The sequence below is a fragment of the Cupriavidus cauae genome (assembly GCF_008632125.1).
GTDB classification, from domain to species: domain Bacteria; phylum Pseudomonadota; class Gammaproteobacteria; order Burkholderiales; family Burkholderiaceae; genus Cupriavidus; species Cupriavidus cauae.
Genome location: NZ_VWRN01000041.1, coordinates 1 through 20476, shown reverse-complemented (window position 1 = coordinate 20476; position 20476 = coordinate 1). Strand labels below are relative to the sequence as shown.

The 20476-nt window shown below is 70.9% G+C and carries 17 protein-coding genes and 2 pseudogenes; 13 read left to right on the top strand and 6 right to left on the bottom strand.

Annotated features, from left to right (window positions below; translation table 11 throughout):
- The first annotated feature begins 9 nt into the window (after positions 1–9).
- Entirely contained in the window at positions 10–1062 is a 1053-nt protein-coding gene (locus F1599_RS15520; RefSeq protein WP_149316207.1) for a bifunctional UDP-4-keto-pentose/UDP-xylose synthase, read from the top strand.
- A gap of 84 nt (positions 1063–1146) precedes the next feature.
- Complete coding sequence (locus F1599_RS15515; RefSeq protein ID WP_150083671.1) at positions 1147–2037, top strand: polysaccharide deacetylase family protein; 891 nt, start codon at positions 1147–1149, stop codon at positions 2035–2037.
- Positions 2038–2198: 161 nt separating this feature from the next.
- Here the strand turns inward: F1599_RS15515 and F1599_RS15510 are convergent, their stop codons facing one another.
- A complete protein-coding gene (locus tag F1599_RS15510; protein WP_395896023.1) occupies positions 2199–4490 on the bottom strand; it encodes a heavy metal translocating P-type ATPase in 2292 nt (763 codons plus the stop codon).
- A gap of 123 nt (positions 4491–4613) precedes the next feature.
- Here F1599_RS15510 and F1599_RS26610 point away from each other — a divergent pair, with 123 nt between their 5' ends.
- Positions 4614–4841 (top strand): hypothetical protein, encoded by a 228-nt coding sequence (locus F1599_RS26610; protein WP_395896020.1) that lies wholly within the window; start codon positions 4614–4616, stop codon positions 4839–4841.
- Positions 4842–5077: 236 nt separating this feature from the next.
- Here F1599_RS26610 and F1599_RS15505 read toward each other — a convergent pair whose 3' ends face one another.
- Positions 5078–5518 (bottom strand): VOC family protein, encoded by a 441-nt coding sequence (locus F1599_RS15505; RefSeq protein WP_149316210.1) that lies wholly within the window; start codon positions 5516–5518, stop codon positions 5078–5080.
- 290 nt (positions 5519–5808) lie between these two features.
- On the opposite strand from F1599_RS15505, the gene F1599_RS25895 reads away from it, so the two are divergent.
- A complete protein-coding gene (locus F1599_RS25895) occupies positions 5809–6234 on the top strand; it encodes a hypothetical protein (protein ID WP_190286366.1) in 426 nt (141 codons plus the stop codon).
- Between the two features lie 249 nt (positions 6235–6483).
- Here F1599_RS25895 and F1599_RS26670 read toward each other — a convergent pair.
- Positions 6484–6600, bottom strand: a pseudogene (locus tag F1599_RS26670) (H-NS family nucleoid-associated regulatory protein); the annotation flags it as partial.
- A 625-nt stretch (positions 6601–7225) separates the two neighbouring features.
- On the opposite strand from F1599_RS26670, the gene F1599_RS15490 reads away from it, so the two are divergent.
- From F1599_RS15490 to F1599_RS15480, 3 genes are all read left to right on the top strand, one after another.
- Complete coding sequence (locus F1599_RS15490; RefSeq protein ID WP_150083664.1) at positions 7226–9436, top strand: cation:proton antiporter; 2211 nt, start codon at positions 7226–7228, stop codon at positions 9434–9436.
- A gap of 150 nt (positions 9437–9586) precedes the next feature.
- Positions 9587–10450, top strand: coding sequence for an NAD(P)-dependent oxidoreductase (locus F1599_RS15485; RefSeq protein WP_150083662.1), 864 nt, complete (start codon positions 9587–9589; stop codon positions 10448–10450).
- Positions 10451–10678: 228 nt separating this feature from the next.
- The gene (locus F1599_RS15480) at positions 10679–10837 is read left to right on the top strand and encodes a DUF3309 domain-containing protein (RefSeq protein ID WP_006577307.1); all 159 of its coding nucleotides are present in this window, start codon (positions 10679–10681) and stop codon (positions 10835–10837) included.
- A gap of 263 nt (positions 10838–11100) precedes the next feature.
- Here the strand turns inward: F1599_RS15480 and F1599_RS15475 are convergent, their stop codons facing one another.
- The 3 genes from F1599_RS15475 to F1599_RS15465 all read right to left on the bottom strand — a co-directional run bounded on the left by F1599_RS15475 (position 11101) and on the right by F1599_RS15465 (position 13114).
- Positions 11101–11889, bottom strand: a complete 789-nt coding sequence (locus F1599_RS15475; protein ID WP_149316214.1) for a glycosyltransferase family 2 protein — start codon at positions 11887–11889, stop codon at positions 11101–11103.
- Between the two features lie 194 nt (positions 11890–12083).
- Positions 12084–12854: a 3-oxoacyl-ACP reductase FabG gene (gene fabG, locus F1599_RS15470; protein ID WP_150083661.1), complete on the bottom strand. Its 771-nt coding sequence runs from the start codon at positions 12852–12854 to the stop codon at positions 12084–12086.
- Entirely contained in the window at positions 12854–13114 is a 261-nt protein-coding gene (locus F1599_RS15465) for a phosphopantetheine-binding protein (protein ID WP_006577304.1), read from the bottom strand. Before F1599_RS15465 ends, fabG begins: the two co-directional genes overlap by 1 nt.
- A gap of 301 nt (positions 13115–13415) precedes the next feature.
- Here F1599_RS15465 and F1599_RS15460 point away from each other — a divergent pair, with 301 nt between their 5' ends.
- The 6 genes and pseudogenes from F1599_RS15460 to F1599_RS15435 form a co-directional block, all read left to right on the top strand.
- Positions 13416–15047, top strand: coding sequence for an AMP-binding protein (locus tag F1599_RS15460; RefSeq protein WP_455423659.1), 1632 nt, complete (start codon positions 13416–13418; stop codon positions 15045–15047).
- Entirely contained in the window at positions 15044–15454 is a 411-nt protein-coding gene (locus tag F1599_RS26665) for a hypothetical protein (RefSeq protein ID WP_407648572.1), read from the top strand. The genes F1599_RS15460 and F1599_RS26665 overlap by 4 nt, the downstream gene beginning before the upstream one ends.
- A complete protein-coding gene (locus F1599_RS15455) occupies positions 15451–16404 on the top strand; it encodes an LpxL/LpxP family acyltransferase (RefSeq protein WP_149316216.1) in 954 nt (317 codons plus the stop codon). The genes F1599_RS26665 and F1599_RS15455 overlap by 4 nt, the downstream gene beginning before the upstream one ends.
- 119 nt (positions 16405–16523) lie before the next feature.
- On the top strand, positions 16524–17156 hold the full coding sequence (locus F1599_RS15450) for a LolA-related protein (protein WP_395896012.1): 633 nt from the start codon (positions 16524–16526) through the stop codon (positions 17154–17156).
- A complete protein-coding gene (locus F1599_RS15445) occupies positions 17153–20284 on the top strand; it encodes an MMPL family transporter (RefSeq protein WP_223819667.1) in 3132 nt (1043 codons plus the stop codon). Before F1599_RS15450 ends, F1599_RS15445 begins: the two co-directional genes overlap by 4 nt.
- Positions 20281–20476, top strand: a pseudogene (locus tag F1599_RS15435) (hypothetical protein); the annotation flags it as partial. The gene F1599_RS15445 and the pseudogene F1599_RS15435, both read left to right, overlap by 4 nt.

Here is a 20476-nt window from a genome sequence, read left to right as displayed (position 1 = left end):
TGGAAGTCCATGAAGAAAGTCCTGATCCTCGGCGTCAACGGTTTCATCGGCCACCACCTGACGCGACGCATCCTCGAAACCACGTCGTGGGAAGTCTATGGCATGGACATGTCGACGGCCCGCCTCGGCGAGCTGGTCAACCATCCGCGCATGCATTTCTTCGAGGGCGACATCACCATCAACAAGGAATGGATCGAGTACAACATCCGCAAGTGCGATGTCGTGCTGCCGCTGGTCGCGATCGCCACGCCGGCGACCTACGTGCGGCAGCCGCTGCGGGTCTTCGAACTGGACTTCGAGGCCAACCTGCCGATCGTCCGCGCGGCGGTCAAGTACCGCAAGCACCTGGTGTTTCCGTCGACCTCGGAGGTCTATGGCATGTGTGGCGACGAGGCCTTCGACCCCGAATCGTCGCCGCTGGTCTACGGGCCGATCAACAAGCCGCGCTGGATCTACGCCTGCTCCAAGCAGCTGATGGACCGCGTGATCCACGCCTACGGCATCGAGCAGGGCCTGAACTACACGCTGTTCCGGCCGTTCAACTGGATCGGGCCGGGGCTGGACTCGATCTTCGAATCGAAGGAAGGCAGCTCGCGCGTGGTCACGCAGTTCCTCGGCCATATCGTGCGCGGCGAACCGATCCGGCTGGTCGACGGGGGCGCGCAGCAACGCGCCTTCGCCGATATCTCGGACGGCATCAGCGCGCTGATGCGGATCATCGAGAATCCCGGCGGCATCGCCAGCGGCAAGATCTTCAATATCGGCAACCCGGGCAACGTCCACTCAGTGCGCGAACTCGCCGAGATGATGCTGCGGATGGCCGCCGACTACCCCGAGTACGCGGAAAGCGCGCGCCATAGCCGCATCCTGGAGACCTCGTCCGGCGAGTTCTACGGCAAGGGCTACCAGGACGTGCAGCACCGCGTGCCGAAGATCGACAACACGATGCAGGAGCTCGGCTGGCAGCCGACGGTGACGATGGCCGAATCGCTGCGGCGGATCTTCGAGGCCTATCGCGAGAAGGTGATCGAGGCCCGCACGCTGGTGGATTCCGGCAACTAGGCCGCGTGTGCCCGACTGCAAGCTCTTCAACAAGCGCTACAGCGAGCGCTACAACAAGCTCCATCACAAGCTCGACGACAACCCATGGCCATGATCGCCCTGAAGGTCGACGTCGACACGCTGCGCGGCACGCGCGAAGGCGTGCCGAAGCTGATCGCCCTGCTGCGAGCCCGCGACGCCCGCGCCACCTTCCTGTTCAGCCTCGGTCCGGACCATACCGGCTGGGCGCTGCGGCGCGTGTTCCGGCCGGGCTTTCTGCAAAAGGTGTCGCGCACCTCGGTGGTCTCGCACTACGGCCTGCGCACGCTGATGTATGGCGTGCTGCTGCCGGGCCCGGATATCGGCCTGCGCGCCGCCGACGCGATGCGCGCGGCGCGCGATGCCGGCCATGAATGCGGCATCCACACCTGGGACCACGTCTACTGGCAGGACCATGTGCGCACGCGCGATGCTGCCTGGACGCGCGCGCAGATGCGGCGTGCTTGGCAGCGCTTCGAGGCGGTGTTCGGCACGCCGCCATCGACGCATGGCGCGGCCGGCTGGCAGATGAATGCGGAAGCGTTCCGGCAGCTCGACGATTGGGGCCTGCGCTATGCCTCCGATGGCCGTGGCGCCGAGCCCTATGTACCCTTGCTCGACGGCACGCCCTGCCGCCACGTGCAACTGCCGACCACGCTGCCGACGCTGGACGAACTGATTGGGGCGGATGGCATCGACGAGAACAACGTCCACGAGGCGCTGCTCTCCCGCACCGAAGACGGCCGCGACCATGTCTTCACGCTGCATGCGGAGCTGGAGGGCGGCAAGCTGGCGCCGGTGTTCGAGCGCCTGCTGCAGGGATGGCGCCGGCAGGGGCATCGGCTGGCGCCGCTGGCGGCGCTGTATGAACAGCTCGATCGCACGCGGCTGCCGCATTTGCCGCTGGCCTGGGGCACGGTGCCCGGGCGCAGCGGCGAGCTGATCGTGCAGCGCTGAAGCGCGGGGGCCTCGCCGCCCGCGCCGGCAGCCTGCTTTCCTGTGGGGCCGCGCCGGAAGCGCGGCTTTCCCCGGGGCCCACGCGAGGCGGCGGTTTTCCTGGGCCCCACGCCGAGGCGGCGGTTTTCCCGCGGCCGGAAGCGCCGGCCGGGTGCCGACGCTCAGCGCAGGCGTCCCGCCAGCCGCAGCCCGTTGAATACCACCAGCAGGCTCGCTCCCATATCGGCGAACACGGCCATCCACATCGTGCCCAGCCCTGCCACGGTCAGCGCCAGGAATACCGCTTTGATACCGAGCGCCAACGCGATGTTCTGCGTCAGCACCGTGCCGGTACGGCGCGACAGCCGGATAAAGGCCGGGATCTTGCGCAGGTCGTCGTCCATCAGCGCGACGTCGGCGGTCTCGATCGCGGTGTCGGTGCCGGCCACGCCCATCGCGAAGCCGATGTCGGCGCGCGCCAGCGCGGGCGCATCGTTGATGCCGTCGCCGACCATGCCGACGCGGCCATGCCGGGCTCCCCGCTGTGCTGCCGTCTGCGCGGTCAGCGCCGCGACGGCTTCGGCCTTGTCCTGCGGCAGCTGATTGCCGCGCGCCTCGTCGATGCCGACCTCGGCCGCGATGGCCTGCGCCGTATGCGGGTTGTCGCCGGACAGCATCATGGTGCCGACGCCGAGCGCGTGCAGTTCGGCGATGGCGTCGCGGCTCGTCTGCTTGACGGTGTCGGCGACGGAAAACAGCGCCTGCACGCCGGCATTGCCCACGCGTTCGTTGGCCGCGCCCGCGTTGGCCGCGCCTGCATTGGTCGCGCCTGCATTGGTCGCGCCAGCGTTGACCGCGCCGTCGTTGGCCCCGCCCGCATTCGCCTCGCCGCCGGCCAGCAGCACCACGGTGCGGCCCTGGCGTTCGATCGCCTCCAGCCGCGCCTCCAGTTCGTCCGAGCACAGCCCCATCTCGTGGATCAGCCGGTGGTTGCCGAGCCAGTACCGCTGGCCATCGACCGTGCCGGTGACACCGAGCCCCGGCAGCGCCTCGAAGTCCTGCACCGCCTGCGTCTCGACGCCATCGCGCCGCGCCGCCGCGGCGACCGCACCCGAGACCGGATGGTCCGAACGCGCGGCGAGGCTGGCCGCGATCGCGCGGGCGCCCGTCGGTGCGCCGGGCAGCAGCGCGTAGTCGATCTGCTGCGGGCGGCCGTGCGTGAGGGTGCCGGTCTTGTCCAGCGCCAGCCAGCGCAGCGATTTGCCCTGCTCCAGATAGACGCCACCCTTGATCAGGATGCCGTGGCGCGCGGCCGCGGCCAGCGCGCTGACGATCGTGACCGGCGTGGAAATCACCAGCGCGCAGGGGCAGGCGATCACCAGCAGCACCAGCGCCTTGTAGATCCAGTCGAGCCAGGCGCCGCCGGCCAGCAGCGGCGGCAGCACGGCGACCAGCAGCGCGATGATAAAGATCGTCGGCGTGTAGATGCGCGCGAAGCGGTCGACGAAACGCTGCGTCGGCGCGCGGCTCGCCTGCGCGGCCTCTACCGCATGGATGATGCGCGCCAGCGTCGAATCCGAGGCCGGCGCGGTGACTTCGTATTCGAGCTCGCCGGTCTGGTTGATCGAGCCGGCGAACAGCAGATCGCCGGCCTGCTTGTCGACCGGCACGCTTTCGCCGGTGATCGGGGCCTGGTCCAGCGCCGACTGCCCGCGCACCACCCGGCCGTCGAGGGCGACCCGCTCGCCCGGGCGCAGCCGCGCGACCGCACCCGGCGACACGCTGCCTGCGGGCACGGCCAGCCAGACGCCGTCGGCCTGGAGCACGGTGGCCTGTTCAGGCGCCATTGCCATCAGGCCGCGGATGGCGTTGCGGGCGCGGTCCAGCGAGGCCGCCTCGATCCGCTCGGCCAGCGCGAACAGCACCATCACCATCGCCGCCTCGGGCCAATGGCCGATCAGCAGCGCGCCGGTCACCGCGATGCTCATCAGCGCATTGATGTTCAGATTGCGGTTGCGCAGCGCGATCCAGCCCTTGCGGTAGGTGCCCAGCCCGGCCACGGCGATCGCGACCAGCGCAAAGGCGGCGGGCAGCCAGGGCGTGGCCAACGAGAACCACTCGGCCAGCTCGGCGCCCAGTGCGGCGACGCCGCCCAGCGCCAGCGGCCACCACGGCGTGGCCGGCGCCGGCGCGGCCTGTGCCGTGGATGGCGAGGCGCCGCCTTCGACCGCCAAGGTCTCGGCCTGCATGCCGACGCTGGCGATCGCCGCGACCAGCGGCTGCTCCGAATCGAGGGTGTGATGCACGGTGAGGATCCGCTGCATCAGATTGAATTGCAGGCCCGCCACGCCCGGCATGCCGCCGAGCTTGCCGCGCAGCAGCGCCTCCTCGGTCGGGCAGTCCATCGCCTCGATGCGAAAGCGCGCGGTGCGGGCGCCGGCCGGCGCCGCGGCTTCGCTCGGCGGGGGCGGCATTGCGACGGCGCCGCAGGCGCTGCCGCAGCAGGAGGAGGTCGTAGTGGGAGGCGCGGGCGGCGCGACGCAGCAGGAGGAGGTCGTAGTGGGCGGCGTGGGCGGCGCGGCGCAGCAGGAGTCCGCGTGGCGATGGTCGCTGGCGCCGGCATGGCCGTGCCCGTGATCGTGATCGTGATCGTGATCGTGGGCGTGGGCGTGGCCATGGTCGTGATCGTGGCCATCGTCATGGGCGGGCTGGCCGCAAGCGCCTGCCTTTGCATCGCAGCAGGAGGACGAAGGCGTGGAGGATGGGTCTTCCGGCGAGAGTCTGGCCATCGAAGGTTCCGTGGGCTGTGGCATGGGTGGCATTGAATAGCCTGTAGCCGCTACAGGGTCAAGCCACCCTAACTCCGGCGCGGTCAATTCCTCAAGTCCGTGCCTGATGCCGCGCCTCGGTACCGCGACCTCATGCCCGGATGCCACACCTTGACGCCACGCCCTTATGCGCTGATGCCACACCTTGATGCCGCGCCTCGGGGGCACGCGTCCGGAGACGCGTCCTTGTGCCACATCCCCCGCCGGCGGTCCTTCGCCGCAATGCCGTCGGCTCAATGCGCGACGTTGACCATCCAGCTCAGCCCGAACCGGTCCTGCAGCATGCCGAAGCCCTCCGACCAGAAGGTCTTCTGCATCGGCATCATCACGCGGCCGCCCTCGGACAGCGCGTCGAACCACTGCCGCGCCTGGTCCAGCGAGGGCGCGACGATCGACAGGCTGAAGCCGGCGAAGGGTTCGGGCGGCGCGCCCGGCATGCCGTCGGAGGCCATGATCTCGCTCTGCCCGACCGTCACGCTGGCATGCATGATCTTGTCCTCCCAGCCGGCCGGCAGCGGCGGCTGGCCGTCGCCGCCGGCGCCGCCCTGACCCTCCTCGGCCGGCATCTCCTTGAACCGCATCATCATGTTGACCTTGGCGCCGAGCGCCTTGCCGTAGAACGCCAGCGCCTCCTCGCAGCGTCCGCCGAAATAGAGATAAGGCTGTATCTGCATGTCCGTCTCCTGGGTCGATCGTGTCGATGAATGGATGGCGGCGCCGGGGCCGTCGCGCCGGCGCCGCGGGCCTGCGGCCGTACCGCAAGGCGCAGTCATTATGCGCCGGCGGACCGTTCCAACCCGCTGCCTTGCAGCTTTGTCATGTTGCCGTCAGGGTCGTGTCCGTGGACCTGCGGGTACAATGCGGCCTGACCGTCAGCGTGGCCGCCGCCGCGGTGCCTGCCACGCACCTTCGACACGGTCCTTCCCGCTTTCTTCCAACCTGTCCGCCACTCGCCGATCCGCTCGTGAACCGTCTGCCGCAACGCCTTCTGCTGTCCCTCGCCATGCTGGCCCTGCCCCTGCCTAGAGTCGCCGGCACGGCCAAGCTGGCTTGCGGCGCGGCGCAGGCCACCGCGGCCACGCCCTTGATGAGCCGGCACGCCGCGCTGAAGCTGCAGGCCGAAGCGGAACTGCTGGGTCGCGACCAGGCGGGTTGCATGGGCGCGGACAAGGAGCGGGACACGGAAGACGATGGCGCCGGCGGCCATGCCGCCGACGGCGAAGACCGCCACGCGAGGCATCCCGGCGGCGCGGCCATGTGCCCCATCGCCGCGGTGCTGCCGGGGCTCGAACTGAGCCAGTATCGCCATATGCCGCCGCGCTCGCCGCTGGGCACGCTGGCGGGCGCCACGCCCGACACGCTGTTTCCGTCGAGCCCGGCACACTGCTGAGCGGCGCGCGAACGCCGTAATCCCCCGGCCTCGCAGCCCCTGGCGGACCTGTCGAAGCGCTCGGCGCTCTCTGACCTCTCGAACCTCCCGGACCCCGGACCTCTCGGGACTACTCGGACCTCTCGGGACCTGTCGGGACCCCTCGGGCCTCTCGGACCCTCTCGGACCCTCTCGAATCTCTCCGACCTCCGGGATCCCTCGACCTTGGGGCCCGGTCGGCGCGACGTCCCCGTCCGCCGTGGTATCGATTCAGCTGACGCGATAGAACTCGGGCGTCTGGCCCGCGTTGACGGCGCGCTGCAGCCAGTCGGGCATCTCGCCGGTGCCATCCCAGCACTGACCCAGGGCATTGCGATAGAGGACGCCGGCAGGCTGCGGCGGCGCGGGTTCGTTCGCGCTGGAAGCCTTGGCCGTGGAAGCCGCGGAGCCCGCGGCGGCTGCGGAAGCCGTGGAGGCCGTCGCGGCTGTGGAAGCCGAGGCAGCCGTGGTGGCTGTGGAGGCGGCAGGAGCCGCGGCAAATGCGGCCGGGGTCGCCGACATTTGGGAATCGGCGGACGCGGGGCTCGATGCCGCCGCGTCGGCCGCGGCGGCGCGGCCCCGTTTGATCCGGCTGGCGCCGGAGAAACATCCGGCCGCGACCAGATCGTCCAGCGACAGGCCGTAGCGATCCATCTGCGCGCGCACCCAGGCGGCCGCGGCTAGTCGGGCTTCATCGAACTCGGACATGGCGTTTTCGTGCACGCTGCCGACCCGAGGCGGCCGACAGGCTAGGAGGACAACAGAAGGTCCGGCGGTGCCGGTCGAACACCGCGATTCTACAGGCTCGGCGCCGATACGCCCCGCCGCCGCGGCAAAACCTTGAATTGCGCCACGCCTTCGCGCTAAGGTCGAGCCTCTCTTTCGCCGCAAGCCAGGACCGCTCCGTGTTTTCGCCGTTCCCCTTCCTCCTTCCGCGCCGCTGCCTTGCCGCGCGCGCCGGGAGCGCCCGCCCGTGAACATCATCGTCGACGTACTGATCCTGCTCGGCGCGCTGCTGGCGATTGTCGCGGTGGTGCAGGTCGCCGCGGCCAGGCTGCGGCTGCCCGAATCGACGCTGCTGTCGGCGATCGGCATCGCGATCGGCGCGGGCTACGTGGCCATCGACGCCACGCTGCCCGAGTTCGCCGAACACTTCCTGCATCCGCTGATTGATCCTTCGCTGCCGCCCGAAGCCTATCTGTGGATCTTCCTGCCGCCGCTGCTGTTCCATGCGGCGCTGACCGCCGACGTACGCAGCATGCTGCCGGACGCGGCGCCGATCCTGCTGCTCGCGGTGGTGGCGGTGGTGGTCGCCACCGGCGTGATCGGCGTGGTCACCGCGGCGGCCAGCGGCATGAACCTGGTGGTGTGCCTGCTGCTCGGCGCGGTGGTCGCGACCACCGATCCGGCCGCGGTGATCGCGATCTTTCGCGATGTCGGCGCGCCGGCCCGGCTGATCCGGCTGGTCGAGGGCGAGAGCCTGCTGAATGACGCCGCCGCGATCGCGCTGGTCGGCGTGCTGATCGCGATGCTGACCGGCCACGGTGCCGAGGCCACGCTTGCTGCCGGCCTGACCGAGCTGACCTGGGCCTTCGGCGGCGGCATGGTATGCGGGCTGATCGCCGGCCGCCTGCTCGCGGAACTGCTGCCGGCGCTCGCCGGCCTCGCGGTGGCCGAGGCCGCGCTGACGCTGGCGCTGCCCTACCCGCTCTATCTGCTGGCCGAACAGCTGCTGCATGTGTCCGGCGTGGTCGCCGTGGTCTGCGCCGGGCTGACCCTCGGCGCGCTCGGCCCGACCCGGCTGAACCCGCCCAACTGGCGGCACCTGCGCATGATCTGGGAGCAGTTCGCCGGCATCGCGGGCGCGGTGGTCTTCCTGCTGGCCGCGGTGCGGGTGCCGGCGCTGCTGCAGGGCGTCACGCCACATCACGGCTGGCTGCTGCTGGCGCTGGTCGCGGCGGCGCTGCTGGCGCGCCTGGCGACGCTGTTCGGCCTGCTGCCGGTGCTGACCTGGCTGCGCCTGTCGGCGCCGATCGATAATGCGTACAAGCTGGCGATCGCCTGGGGCGGGCTGCGCGGCGCGGTCACGCTGGTGCTGGCGCTGGGCATCGCCGAGAACCGTGCACTGCCGCTCGAGACGCGCCATTTCGTCGCGATCCTGGCGACCGGCTTCGTGCTGGTCAGCCTGCTGGTCAACGGCACCACGCTGCGCTGGCTGATCCGCCGGCTCGAACTGGACGCGCTATCGCCGCAGGAGCTGGCGCTGCAGCGCCAGGCGATCCGGCTGTCGACCGAGGAGGTCGAGAGCGCGCTGGATCGCCTGGCCGACAGCTTCGGCCTGCCGCCGTCGGCCGCGCGCGAGGTCGCCGCGCATTACCGGCGCGATATCGAACTGGGCTCGGCCGATTTCGATTTCGACAGCGCGCTGTCCGAACGGGCGCGGCTGTCGATCGGCCTGGTCACGCTCGCCACGCGCGAGAGCGAGCTGATTCCCGAGTACGGCAACGGCGTGGTGTCGGTCGCCAATCTCGACGCGATGATGCGCAACACCGCGCAGATGATCGACGCCGCGCGCGAACAGGGCCGCATCGGCTACAACCGCGCCGCCCGCCACATCCTCGACTACCAGAAGAGCTTTCGCATCGCGCTGTTCCTGCACCGGCGCCTGTCGATCGACCGGCCGCTGGCGCGCGTCCTGGCCGACCGCTTCGAGCTGATGATCGTGCGCCAGACCGTGCTGCAGCGGCTGCGGCAATACAACCGCGCGATGCTGTCGCCGGTGTTCGGCGCGCGCATGGCGACCGTGCTCGACGGCGTGCTCGAGGACCGCTTCCACGCCGCCGAGCAGGCGTTGCAGGAGATGCGCGAGGAATTCGGCAGCTACACCGTCGCGCTGGAAAAACGGATGCTGATGCTGTTCGCGCTGCGCAAGGGCCAGCACGAACTGCAGGCGATGCGCGAGGAGAACGTGATCTCGCGCGAGGCCTACAACCAGATCGCGCGGGCGATCCGGCAGGCATGGGAGGTCAACCTGGCGCGGCCGCCGTTGCGCGGCAGCTTCGGCGACGGCGCGCGCACGCGCCCGCCGCCCGCCAAGGTGCCGGCGCCGCGCGCGCCGGGCGAGGTCGCGCCGGCCGATTTCGATGGAGGCGATGCCGGGGCGTCGAGCATGGACGGCCGGTAGGTGCCCCCCGGGGCGGACGAACGCGCCCCGTATACTCATGACCCTGGCGCGCCGCGCATCCCCGGATCCGGCGCTCCACCCCAACGCGCGGCACAGCGCGTCTCACCGATCTTTCCCTTCCACATTCGATAACAACACGGAGTAGCAGTCATGCGTGTCGCATTCCTCGGCCTCGGCGTCATGGGCTTCCATATGGCGGGCCACCTGGCCGCCAAGGGGCATCAGGTCACGGTCTACAACCGCACCGCCAGCAAGGCCCAGGCCTGGGTCGAGCGCTTCGGCGGCAAGTCGGCGGCCACGCCCGCGCTGGCCGCGCGCGATGCCGAGCTGGTCTGCAGCTGCGTCGGCAACGACGACGACCTGCGCGCGGTGCTGACCGGCGCCGACGGCGCCTTCGACGCCGCGCCGGCCGGCTGCATCTTCGTCGACCACACCACCGCCAGCGCCAACGTCGCGCGGGAACTGTACGAGCGGGCCAACGCGCGCGGCCTGCACTTCATCGATGCGCCGGTGTCCGGCGGCGAGTCCGGCGCGCAGAACGGCGTGCTGACGGTGATGTGCGGCGGCGACGAGGCGGTGTTCGCGCGCGCCGAGCCGGTGATCTCGGCCTTCGCCCGCGCGGTCACGCGCATCGGCGGCCCGGGCGCCGGGCGGCTTGCCAAGATGGTCAACCAGATCGCGATCGCCGGCCTGCTCGAAGGGCTGTCCGAGGCGATCGCCTTCGGCCAGCGCGCGGGGCTCGACATGCCGCTGGTGCTGTCGGTGATCAGCAAGGGCGCCGCCGGCTCGTGGCAGCTGGAGAACCGCGGACCGACCATGGTCGAAGGCAAGTTCGACTTCGGTTTCGCGGTCGACTGGATGCGCAAGGACCTCGGCCTGTGCCTGGACGAGGCCCGCCGCAACGGCGCCACGCTGCCGGTCACCGCGCTGGTCGACCAGTTCTATGCCGAGCTGCAGCGCGACGGAGGCGGTCGCGACGATACCTCGTCGCTGATCCGCCGCCTACGCCGATAAGCCTCGGCCCGGAATCGGCACGCGCCACCGTGTTTCCGAAAACATCGCGCGTCGTCCGATTCCTACATGGCTTTCAGCGCCGGACCGGGTGGGAGGCCGGTGGCGCGGGTCTATCGTTGAAGCAACCGGGAGCGGACCCCAAGGCGGCCGAACGGCACCAAGGGGTGGCACGGTATTCAAGACCAACGAACAAACCCGCCAGGCTAGCCCTCGGCAAAGGAGCCTCCCATGACTCTAGGCACCATTCTCCTGATCGTGCTGATCATCCTGCTGATTGGCGCGCTGCCTTCGTGGCCCTACAGCAGCGGCTGGGGCTACTGGCCCAGCGGCGGGCTTGGCCTGATCCTGCTGATCGTGATCGCGCTGGTCGTCATGGGCAGGTTGTAGCGCGTTGCGGCACAAACCGCAGCGGTACCGGTAGGCCTGCCCGCCGCCTTGTTTGGGGACAGGGGGCGACGGGCAGGTGAAAAGGCGGTCGAGAGACCGCCTTTTCTTTGTTTGCGCCGTCGATGTGGGCCGTATCGAGGGGCATGGGTCGGTCGCGTGGGTCGGTCGGCGTGGGTCGGCATGGGAGACGCCGTTGCTGCCTCTACTCTGCCCATGCCCTCGCCCGCTCGGGAGAGGAAACACCCGGCGAGAAATCGGCCCGCTCAGGCCGCGGGCTTCGTCCCCGCGCTGCCGCGCTCGCCCAGGCGGCGCAGCGCCAGCATCGGCAGCCGCAGCAGGAAGCCGACCACCAGCCGGATATGCATCGAGGTCAGCAGGATGTTGTCGCGCACATAGTGGAAGTGCGACACGCCGCCCTCGTCCTCGCGGAAGTAACGCACGGGGGTATCGATGTTGATCGGCCGCACGCCGCGCCAGCACAGCCGGATCGCGACCTCGGGATCGAAGTCCATGCGCCGCATCCAGCGATTGCCCCGCATCACCGCGCACAGCGGCGCGATCGGATAGACGCGAAAGCCATACAGCGAATCGCCGATGCCGGCCCACAGCGTCTCGAGGTCGGCGAAGACATTGCTCAGGCGCCGTCCATAGACCCGTGCGCGCGGGGCGCTCTCGTCGAACACCGGCTTGCCCAGCACCATCGCGTCCGGGTTGCGGCGCGACAGCTCCAGCATCTTGCCGATCATCGCGGCGGGATGCTGGCCATCGGAATCCATCGTCAGCGCGTGCGTGTAGCCCTCGGCGGCGGCCTGTTCCAGCCCGTGCAGCACGGCGGCGCCCTTGCCGCGGTTCTTCGGCAACACCAGCACGCGCAGGCCGGGATCGGCCTCGGCCTGCTGCTGCAGCCATTCGGTGCTGCCGTCGGTACTGCCGTCGACGACGACCCAGACCGGGTTCCATTGGGCTCGCGCCTCGCGCACGACCTCGCGCACCTTGGGGCCGGGGTTGTAGCTCGGGATGATCACCAGATGCGTGGTCGAACGTTCGGTCATGCGGCCGTGCTCCATCAATGTGTTGTCCCTGGCCGGCGCGGCGCGCTTGGCGTCCGCCGGCCCTTGCCTGCGCACTGCTCCCTTCTCCTCGACGTTTGTGCCGTACGGTTGGTTCCTTTGCTTCGTTCCGCTTCGTCGCTTTTCGTCCTCAGCGTCCCTCCGCGTCCCTGCGCGTCCCTCCGCGTCCCTTTCGCCTAGCCGGTCGCCATGCCGCCGTTGATCGACAGCACCTGCCCGGTGACATAGCCGGCGGCCTCGGAGACCAGATAGGCCACCATCGCCGCCACCTCGTCCGGCTGGCCGGCCCGGCCCATCGGCACCAGCTCGCGGATCCGCTCGGGCGGGAAGGCCGGCTGCGCCATCGGCGAATCGACGATGCCCGGCGCCACCGCATTGACCGTGACGCCGCGCGAAGCCATCTCGATCGCCAGCGAGCGCGTGGCCGCAATCACGCCCGCCTTGGCTGCAGCATAGTTCACCTGACCGCGATTGCCGATCAGGCCTGCCACCGATGCGATATTGACGATGCGCCCCCAGCGGGTCCGCATCATCGGCATCAGCAGGGGCTGGGTCACGTTGAAGAAGCCGTGCAGCGAGACGTCGATGACACGGCGCCATTGCTCGCGCGTCATGCCCACCATCGGCGCGTCGTCGTGGATGCCGGCGTTGTTGACCAGCACCTGCACGGGGCCCTCGGTGAGGATGCGTTGCAGGGTCTGCTCGGTGGCATCGGCATCGGTCACGTCGAAGGCGATCGCCTCGGCGTCGCCGCCGGCGGCGCGGATGCGCTCGGCCACCTGTTGCGCCTCGTCCAGGCGCCGGTTGGCATGGACCCAGACGCGGCAGCCGCCCGCGGCAAGGGTCTGGCAGATGGCCTGTCCGAGCGCGCCGCTGCCGCCGGTGACCAGAGCCAGCTTGTGGGCGGGTGCGGGCGCCGCCCGGGGCGTCCGGTGCGTGGAGGGCATCAGCGGGTACGGTTGGCGGCGGTGTAGGCCGCCAGGCTGCCCAGCGTGGCAAAGATGGTCTTGTTGTCCGGATTGTCCGAGCGCAGCTCGAATCCGTACTTCTTGGAGATCAGGAGTGCAATTTCGAGCACGTCGATCGAATCGAGGCCGAAGCCTTCGCCGTACAGCGGCGTATCGGCCGTGACCTGGTCCAGCGTCAGCTCGGTAATGTCCAGTTCGCCGAGAATCATCCGGGCCAGTTCGATTTCGAGATCGGTCATTGTCGCTAAATGTAAGTTATATCGTCGCGGCGGCCCGCCGGGCGGCGCCCGGGGGTGCGCAAAGCCGTGGGGTATACTGCGGCACCGCCTTCGGGCGCAATGCTACCAAGCCCATCGGGTTCGCTCCATACGGGTGAAATTTGGTAACAACCTCGCCGCCACGGCGAGAAACGGAACCCCCACACTTCGGGTCTTCCAGCCATAGTCCCCAAAGATCGATGACCGGACCGCTTCGCCGCCGGCCCGGGAGTGCAGTCTCCGCCCTCCCCGGAAGCCAGGCCGAAGTCCCGACCGCGCCGCCATGCCAGTGTCCCGCATTCCGCGCCGATCGCGCCCACAGAATTCCAGCGCCCGCCCTGCCGGCGGCGCCGAGGCGAACCCGTCCGCCGGGACTCTGCCGCTGATCGCGCATACCCGCGGCGACCAGATCGTCGCCTACCGGGATGGCGCCCCGGTCACCGTGGCGCGCTTCCTCGCCGACGTCCGCGACCTGGCCTCCCGGCTGCCGGCCGGCCGCCACGTCTTCAATATGTGCGCGGATCGCTACCTCTTCACCGTCGGCCTGTGCGCCAGCCTGCTGGCCGACAAGATCAGCCTGCTGCCGCCGGCGCACACCCCGGAAATGGTCCGGGAGCTGGCGACCTTCGCCCCGGATACCTTCTGCCTGCACGACGGCACCGGCTGCCATTGCAGCGCGGGCGACGCCAGCGGCGCCGGGCTGCCCGGCATGCGGGTGACGCTGCGGGGCACGTACGAAGACACGCACGAAGGCACGCGCGATGACGCACACGCGGATCGGGCCGGCGACGCGGCCGATTTGCCGATCACGATCCCCCGGATCCCGGCGGACCGCACGCTCGCCTACCTGTTCACCTCCGGCTCGACCGGCCTGCCGATGCCGCATCGCAAGAGCTGGGGCGCGATGGTGCGCAATGCGCGTGCCGCCGCGGCCCGGCTGGGCATCGATGCGCTGGCCGGCGCGACGCTGGTCGGCACCGTGCCGGCGCAGCACATGTACGGGCTGGAATGCACCGTGATGCTGGCCCTGCACGGCGGCGTGGCGCTCAGCGCGGCCCATCCCTTCTACCCCTACGACGTCGCCGCCGCGCTGGCCGCGGTGCCGGCGCCGCGCGTGCTGGTGGCCTCGCCGGTGCATCTGCGCACGCTGCAGCTGTCGCCGGTCGAGCTGCCGGCGCTGGCGCGGCTGCTGTCCGCGACCGCGCCGCTGGCGCCGCGGCTGGCGCGCGACATCGAGGCGCGGACCGGTGCGCCGCTGCTGGAGATCTACGGCAGCACCGAGACCGGCCACATCGCCACGCGCCGCACCGCGCACGATGCCGCCTGGCAACTGCTGCCCGGCGTGGCGCTGCGGCTCAAGCGGACGCACGATGCCGAAACCGCGACCGTTCCGACGGGCGACGAAGGCAACGAGGGCCAAGACAGCGACGACGGCCCCGTCTGGCTCGCCAGCGGCGCCCATCTGCCCCAGCCGGTGGCGCTGAACGACGCGATCGAATTGCTCGACGCCCATCGCTTCCTGCTGCATGGCCGCAAGGCGGACCTGATCAAGATCGCCGGCAAGCGCACCTCGCTGGCCTATCTGAACCATCATCTGAACGCGATCCCGGGCGTGATCGACGGCGTCTTCCACATGCCGCGCGGCGAGCCCGCGGGCGGGCTGGGCAAGGAGGCGCGCCTGACCGCGCTGGTGGTCGCGCCGGGCGTGAGCGCCGCCGACATCGTGCATGCGCTGCGCGCGCGCATCGATCCGGTGTTCCTGCCGCGGCGCGTGTTCTTCGTCGACAGCCTGCCGCGCAACGCCACCGGCAAGCTGCCGCGCGACCTGCTCGAGCCGCTGGTGGCGCGGCTGCAGAGCGGCCAGGCCGCTCGCCACGACGATCGTGCGCCCACCACCGTGCTGGGACCGGCATGAACAGCGCGGGGGTCTTCACCATCGAGGCCGGCCATCCGGCGCTGCCGGGACACTTTCCCGGCCGCCCGATCGTGCCGGGCGTCGTGTTGCTCGACCATGCGGTGCTGCGCATCGCCGCGGCGCTCGGCCGCCCGCCACACCCTGCACGCCTCGCCTCGGTCAAATTCCTGGCGACGGTGGTGCCGAACGAGCCGGTCACGGTGCGCTATGCCAGCGTGAGCCAGGACCCGGGTCAGGACCGGGCCGACCATCAAGCCGGCAACCAAGCCGACGACAAAGCGAACGACAGCGCCGACCACAGTGCCGACCACACGGTCCGCTTCGAGCTCGAAGGCCCCGGCCGCACCGTCGCCAGCGGCGTGCTGACGCTGCCGGGCCACGCCGGCCCGACCGACGCGGCGGTATGACGGCACCGGACAAGAGCCACGCGGCGCCGGCCGACGACTGGAGCAGCCAGCCCGAGCGCAGCCATCTGCGGCTGCTGCGCGTGATGCGCTGGCTGTCGCTGCGCCTGGGCCGGCGCGCGAGCCGCACGCTGCTGTGGCCGGTGGTGGCGATCTATCTGCTGATCTCGCCGGGCGCGCGCCGCACCTCGCGCCAGTTCCTGTCGCGCGCGCTCGGTCGTCCGGCGGGTCTTGCCGACGTGATGCGGCAGGGCTTCGCCTTCGCGTCGACGATCCATGACCGCGTCTATCTGCTGAACGGCCGGCTGGACCTATTCGATATCCGCGTCCATGGCGAGCCGGTCATCCAGCAGGCGATCGCGCGCGGCGACGGTGCCTTCCTGTTCGGCGCCCATCTGGGCAGCTTCGAGGCGGTGCGCGCGGTCGGCCTGCGCTATCCGGCGCTGCGGCTGGCGGTAATGATGTACCAGGACAATGCCAGCCGCCTCAACGACGTGCTGGCGGCGATCAATCCCGCGGTGCGGCAGGACGTGATCCCGCTGGGCCGGCTCGACGCGATGCTGCAGGCACGCGACTACCTGGAGCGCGGCTACCTGCTCGGCCTGCTGGCCGACCGCACGCTGGCCCGGCTCGCCACCGATCCGCCGCGGCAGTGCGAATTCCTCGGCGCGCCGGCGCCCTTCGCCACCGGGCCGCTGCGGATGGCGGCGATGCTGCGCCGGCCGGTGCTGTTCATGACGGGCCTGTATCGCGGCGGCAACCGCTACGACATCCACTTCGACACGATCGCCGACTTCTCGGCGACGCCGGCCGCCGAGCGCGAGGCCGCCATCGACGCCGCGCTGCGCCGCTACGTCGCGCTGCTCGAGCGGCATTGCCGCGCGGCGCCGTACAACTGGTTCAACTTCTACGATTTCTGGCAGGCGCCCACGCGGGCGCCTGCGGACGCATGATGTCGATGACCTGGATCTTCGAAAGCCTTCGCTTGCCTGCCCACGCTCCTTCCCTCGCTTTTGCCCCCGCTCTTGGCCTTCGTTTTGGCGCGGCGTGCTGCCTGGCGCTGGCCTGCCAGTTGCCGCTCGCCCGCGCCGCGGCGGCGGCTCCTACGACGGCTCCTACGACGGCTCCTACAACGGCAACTACGGCGGCATCCAGCGCGGTTTCCACGAAGTCGCCTCCGGCCAGGGCCGACGCGGCCTGGAGCGTGGACCGGCTGATGGCGACGCTGGCGCGGCAGCCGGCCGGCAGCGCGCGCTTCGTCGAGAAGAAGTACATGGCGATGCTGGAACGGCCGCTGGAATCGAGCGGCGAGCTGCGCTTCGTCGCGCCGGACCGCCTCGAGAAGCGCACGCTGGCGCCCAAGCCGGAGACGCTGCTCGTGCAGGGCGACATGCTGACGGTCGAGCGGGCGGGCCGCAGGACCACCATTCCGCTCGGCAACCATCCCGAGCTCGCGTGCTTTATCGAGAGCCTGCGCGGCACGCTGGCCGGCAATCGGCAGGCGCTGGAGCAGTACTACCGGCTCGCGCTGGAAGGCACCGCCAAGCGTTGGACGCTGACGCTGACGCCGTCCGACAGCCGCATGGCCGCGGCGATTGCCGCCATCCGCATCGACGGCGCCGGCGAGCGGCTCGAGCGCGTCGAGATCCGCCAGGCCGACGGCGATCGCTCGGTGATGACCATCGTGCCGACCGGCGGCCAATGAGCGCGGCCGGCCAACGCCTGCACCGAAGGACGCTGCCGGCACGGCTGGCGGTCGCGATCTGGCTGGCGTTCGTGCTGGCCTGCGCGGCCATCGCGGCGCGCACCACGTTCACCGCCGACTTGTCGGCCTTCCTGCCGCGCGCGCCCAGCGCCGAACAGCAGCTGCTGGTCGATCAGCTGCGCGATGGGCTGGTGTCGCGGCTGCTGCTGATCGGCATCGAAGGCGGCGGCAGGCATGACCGGACACCGGACGGCACGCATGACAATACCCAGGACGCCGCGCAGGACAGCGCCCGGCGCGCGGCGCTGTCCAAGGCATTGGCCGGCAAGCTGCGCGGCGATCCGCGCTTTGCCGCGATCGACAACGGCGAGCCGGTCAACCGCGAGCGCGACCAGCGCTATCTGTACGCGCACCGCTATCTGCTGAGCCCCGCCGTCACGCCCGAGCGCTTCACCGAGGCGGGCCTGCGCGCCGCCATCGGCGACACCATCGATCTGCTCGGCTCGTCGGCCGGGCTGATGATCAAGCCGCTGCTGCCGCGCGATCCGACCGGCGAGGTGGCGACGCTGCTGGCCGATCTCGATCCGAGCCACGGCGCGGCAATGCGCGACGGCGCCTGGGCCTCGCGCGACGGCCGCCGCGCGGTGCTGCTCGCGCAGACCGCCGCGCCCGGCTCGGACCTGGACGCGCAGGCGCAGGCGATGGCGGCGATCCGCTCGGCCTTTGCCGCGGCGGTGTCCGAGGCCGGCGCCAAGGAAGGCGAATTCCGTCTGGTGATGTCCGGCCCGGGCGCGATCGGCGTGCAGACCCGCGACACCATCCGCGCCGAGGTCGAGCGGCTGTCGACCATCGGCGTGGCGGTGATCGTCGCGCTGCTGTGGTTCGTCTACCGCTCGCCGACCGCGCTCGCGCTCGGGCTGGTGCCGGTGCTGTCCGGCGTGCTGGCGGGCATCGCCGCGGTCAGCCTGGGCTTCGGCATGGTCCACGGCCTGACGCTCGGGTTCGGCACCACGCTGATCGGCGAGTCGGTCGACTATGCGATCTATCTGTTCGCGCAGACCGCGCAGGATCGGGATGACGATGCGCCGGCTGAAGCCGGCACCGCTGCCGCTACCGCTTCCGCTGGCGCGGCTGTGGGTGCGGGTGCCGGTGCTACCACTACCGCTACCGCTATCACTACCGCTGCCGCTCTCGCTACCGCTGCAGCTGGCGCCAGTGCTACGACTACCGCCGCCAGCGCTTGCGCCACCGCCGCGGCCGCGCGCGAACGCTGGACGCGCGCCTTCTGGCCCACGGTGCGCCTGGGTGTGCTGACCTCGATCTGCGGCTTCGCCTCGCTGCTGCTGTCGGGCTTTCCGGGGCTGGCGCAGCTCGGCCTGTTCTCGATCGCGGGCCTGGCCACCGCCGCGCTGGTCACGCGCTTCGTGCTGCCGCAACTGATTCCGGCGCGCTGGCGCATGCGCGACCTGCGCCCGCTCGGCAACCGGCTGGCCCGCATCGCGGCGCATGCGCCGCGGCTGCGCTGGCCGGCGCTCGCCGTGGTGCTCGGCGCGGTGCTCGTGCTGGTCTGGCTCGTTGCCGTACAGCGCACGCCGTTGTGGAGCCAGGAACTGACCTCGCTGAGCCCGGTGCCGGCCGACGCACAGGCCCTCGATACCCAATTGCGCGCCGACCTCGGCGCCCCGGACGTGCGCTACCTGGTCACCGTGTCCGCGGCCAGCGAACAGGCGGCGCTGCAGGGCGCCGAGCGGGTCGGCGCGCAATTGGCGCCGCTGGTCGCCCAGGGCGTGATCGGCGGCTTCGACAGCCCGGCGCGCTTCCTGCCGAGCGAGGCCACGCAGCGCGCGCGGCAAGCCGCGCTGCCGCCCCGGGACGAACTGGCCGGACGGCTGCAGGCCGCGGTGGCCGAGCTGCCGGTCAAGCCGGCGCTGTTCGCGCCCTTCCTCGACGAGGTCGCGCGCGTACGCGAGATGCCACCGCTGACGCGGGCCGATCTGCGCGGCACGTCGATGGCGCTGGCGGTCGATGCGCTGCTGACCGAGCACGGCGGCCGCTGGACCGCGACGCTGCCGCTGCGCGCCGCGGCTCAGGCCAATGCCCCCGCCAGTGCCGGCCCCAATGCTGGCCCCAATGCCGTCCCGAATGCCGACGCACGTGCCGACACCAAAGCCGACGCCGGTGCCGGTGCCGGTGCTGGTGCTGGTGCTGGTGCTGGTGCTGGTGCTGGTGCTGGTGCCGGTGCCGGTGCCGGTGCCGGTGCTGGTGCCGGTGCCGGTGCCGGTGCTGGTGCCGGTGCCGGTGCCGGTGCTGGTGCCGGGGCTCATGCCGATGCCAAGGCCGGCGCATCGTCAGCGGCAAGCCAGAGCCCGGCCGCGCTGCCGGTACCCACGGCGATCCGCGCCGCGATCGCCCGAGCGGGCGTTGCCGATGCGCTGTTCGTCGACCTGAAGGGCGAATCGGACCGGCTCTACGCGGGCTATCTGCGCGAGGCGCTGCGGCTGTCGCTGGGCGGGGCCGCCGCCATCGCGATCCTGCTGCTGGTGGCGCTGCGTTCGCCGCGCCGCGTGCTGGCCACGCTGCTGCCGCTGGCCGCCGCCGCGCTGGTCGTGATCGCCGCGCTGGCGCTGGCCGGCAAGACGCTGTCGCTGCTGCATCTGGTCGGCATGCTGCTGCTGGTCGCGGTGGGCTCGAACTACGCGCTCTTCTTCAACGGCGCGGCCGGGACGGCAGGGGCGGACGAACCCGCAGGTAACATGCTCGGCGCGAGCCGGCCCAAAGCGAATGAGGTCCGAACGAACGAGACCCGAGGGAACCAGACCCCAACGAGCGAGACCCTGGCGAACGAAGCTGGAGGGAACGAAGCAGGGACGAACCAGCCCGGAGCGGGCGAACCCGCTGCGATCGCGCCGCGCACCCTGGTCTCGCTGCTGCTGGCCAACCTGACCACGGTGGCGGCCTTCGGTCTGCTAGGCTTATCACATCTGCCGCTGTTGCAGGCCTTCGGCCAGACGGTCGGTCCGGGCGCGGTGCTGGCGCTGCTGTTCTCTGCGGTGTTCGCGCCGGCGGCCATGCTGGGTGCCTCGCCCCGTCCGACCGTGGCCGGTCACGATCAGGAGGCAAGACCATGACGCGCATGCGCAATTCCTATCCCGGGCCGCAATCGAGCGCCGCGCCGGGCACGGTCCGCAGCTGGCGGCCGTCGGCGCTGATCGGCGGCGCGGCCGCCGTCCATCTGGGCGCGGTGGCCGCGGTGCTGGCCCAACCGGCGACGCTGCCCTGGGCGGCCGGCTCGGTGGTCGCGGCCAATCTGCTGCTGGCCG

Bases quoted from the DNA above. Each gene is read 5' to 3' on its own strand.
- F1599_RS15520 (WP_149316207.1), top strand. From the start codon at position 10: ATGAAGAAAGTCCTGATCCTCGGCGTCAACGGTTTCATCGGCCACCAC.
- F1599_RS15515 (WP_150083671.1), top strand. From the start codon at position 1,147: ATGGCCATGATCGCCCTGAAGGTCGACGTCGACACGCTGCGCGGCACG.
- F1599_RS15510 (WP_395896023.1), bottom strand. From the start codon at position 4,490: ATGCCGCCCCCGCCGAGCGAAGCCGCGGCGCCGGCCGGCGCCCGCACC.
- F1599_RS15505 (WP_149316210.1), bottom strand. From the start codon at position 5,518: ATGCAGATACAGCCTTATCTCTATTTCGGCGGACGCTGCGAGGAGGCG.
- F1599_RS15485 (WP_150083662.1), top strand. From the start codon at position 9,587: ATGCGTGTCGCATTCCTCGGCCTCGGCGTCATGGGCTTCCATATGGCG.
- F1599_RS15480 (WP_006577307.1), top strand. From the start codon at position 10,679: ATGACTCTAGGCACCATTCTCCTGATCGTGCTGATCATCCTGCTGATT.
- F1599_RS15475 (WP_149316214.1), bottom strand. From the start codon at position 11,889: ATGACCGAACGTTCGACCACGCATCTGGTGATCATCCCGAGCTACAAC.
- fabG (WP_150083661.1), bottom strand. From the start codon at position 12,854: ATGCCCTCCACGCACCGGACGCCCCGGGCGGCGCCCGCACCCGCCCAC.
- F1599_RS15465 (WP_006577304.1), bottom strand. From the start codon at position 13,114: ATGACCGATCTCGAAATCGAACTGGCCCGGATGATTCTCGGCGAACTG.
- F1599_RS15460 (WP_455423659.1), top strand. From the start codon at position 13,416: ATGCCAGTGTCCCGCATTCCGCGCCGATCGCGCCCACAGAATTCCAGC.
- F1599_RS26665 (WP_407648572.1), top strand. From the start codon at position 15,044: ATGAACAGCGCGGGGGTCTTCACCATCGAGGCCGGCCATCCGGCGCTG.
- F1599_RS15455 (WP_149316216.1), top strand. From the start codon at position 15,451: ATGACGGCACCGGACAAGAGCCACGCGGCGCCGGCCGACGACTGGAGC.
- F1599_RS15445 (WP_223819667.1), top strand. From the start codon at position 17,153: ATGAGCGCGGCCGGCCAACGCCTGCACCGAAGGACGCTGCCGGCACGG.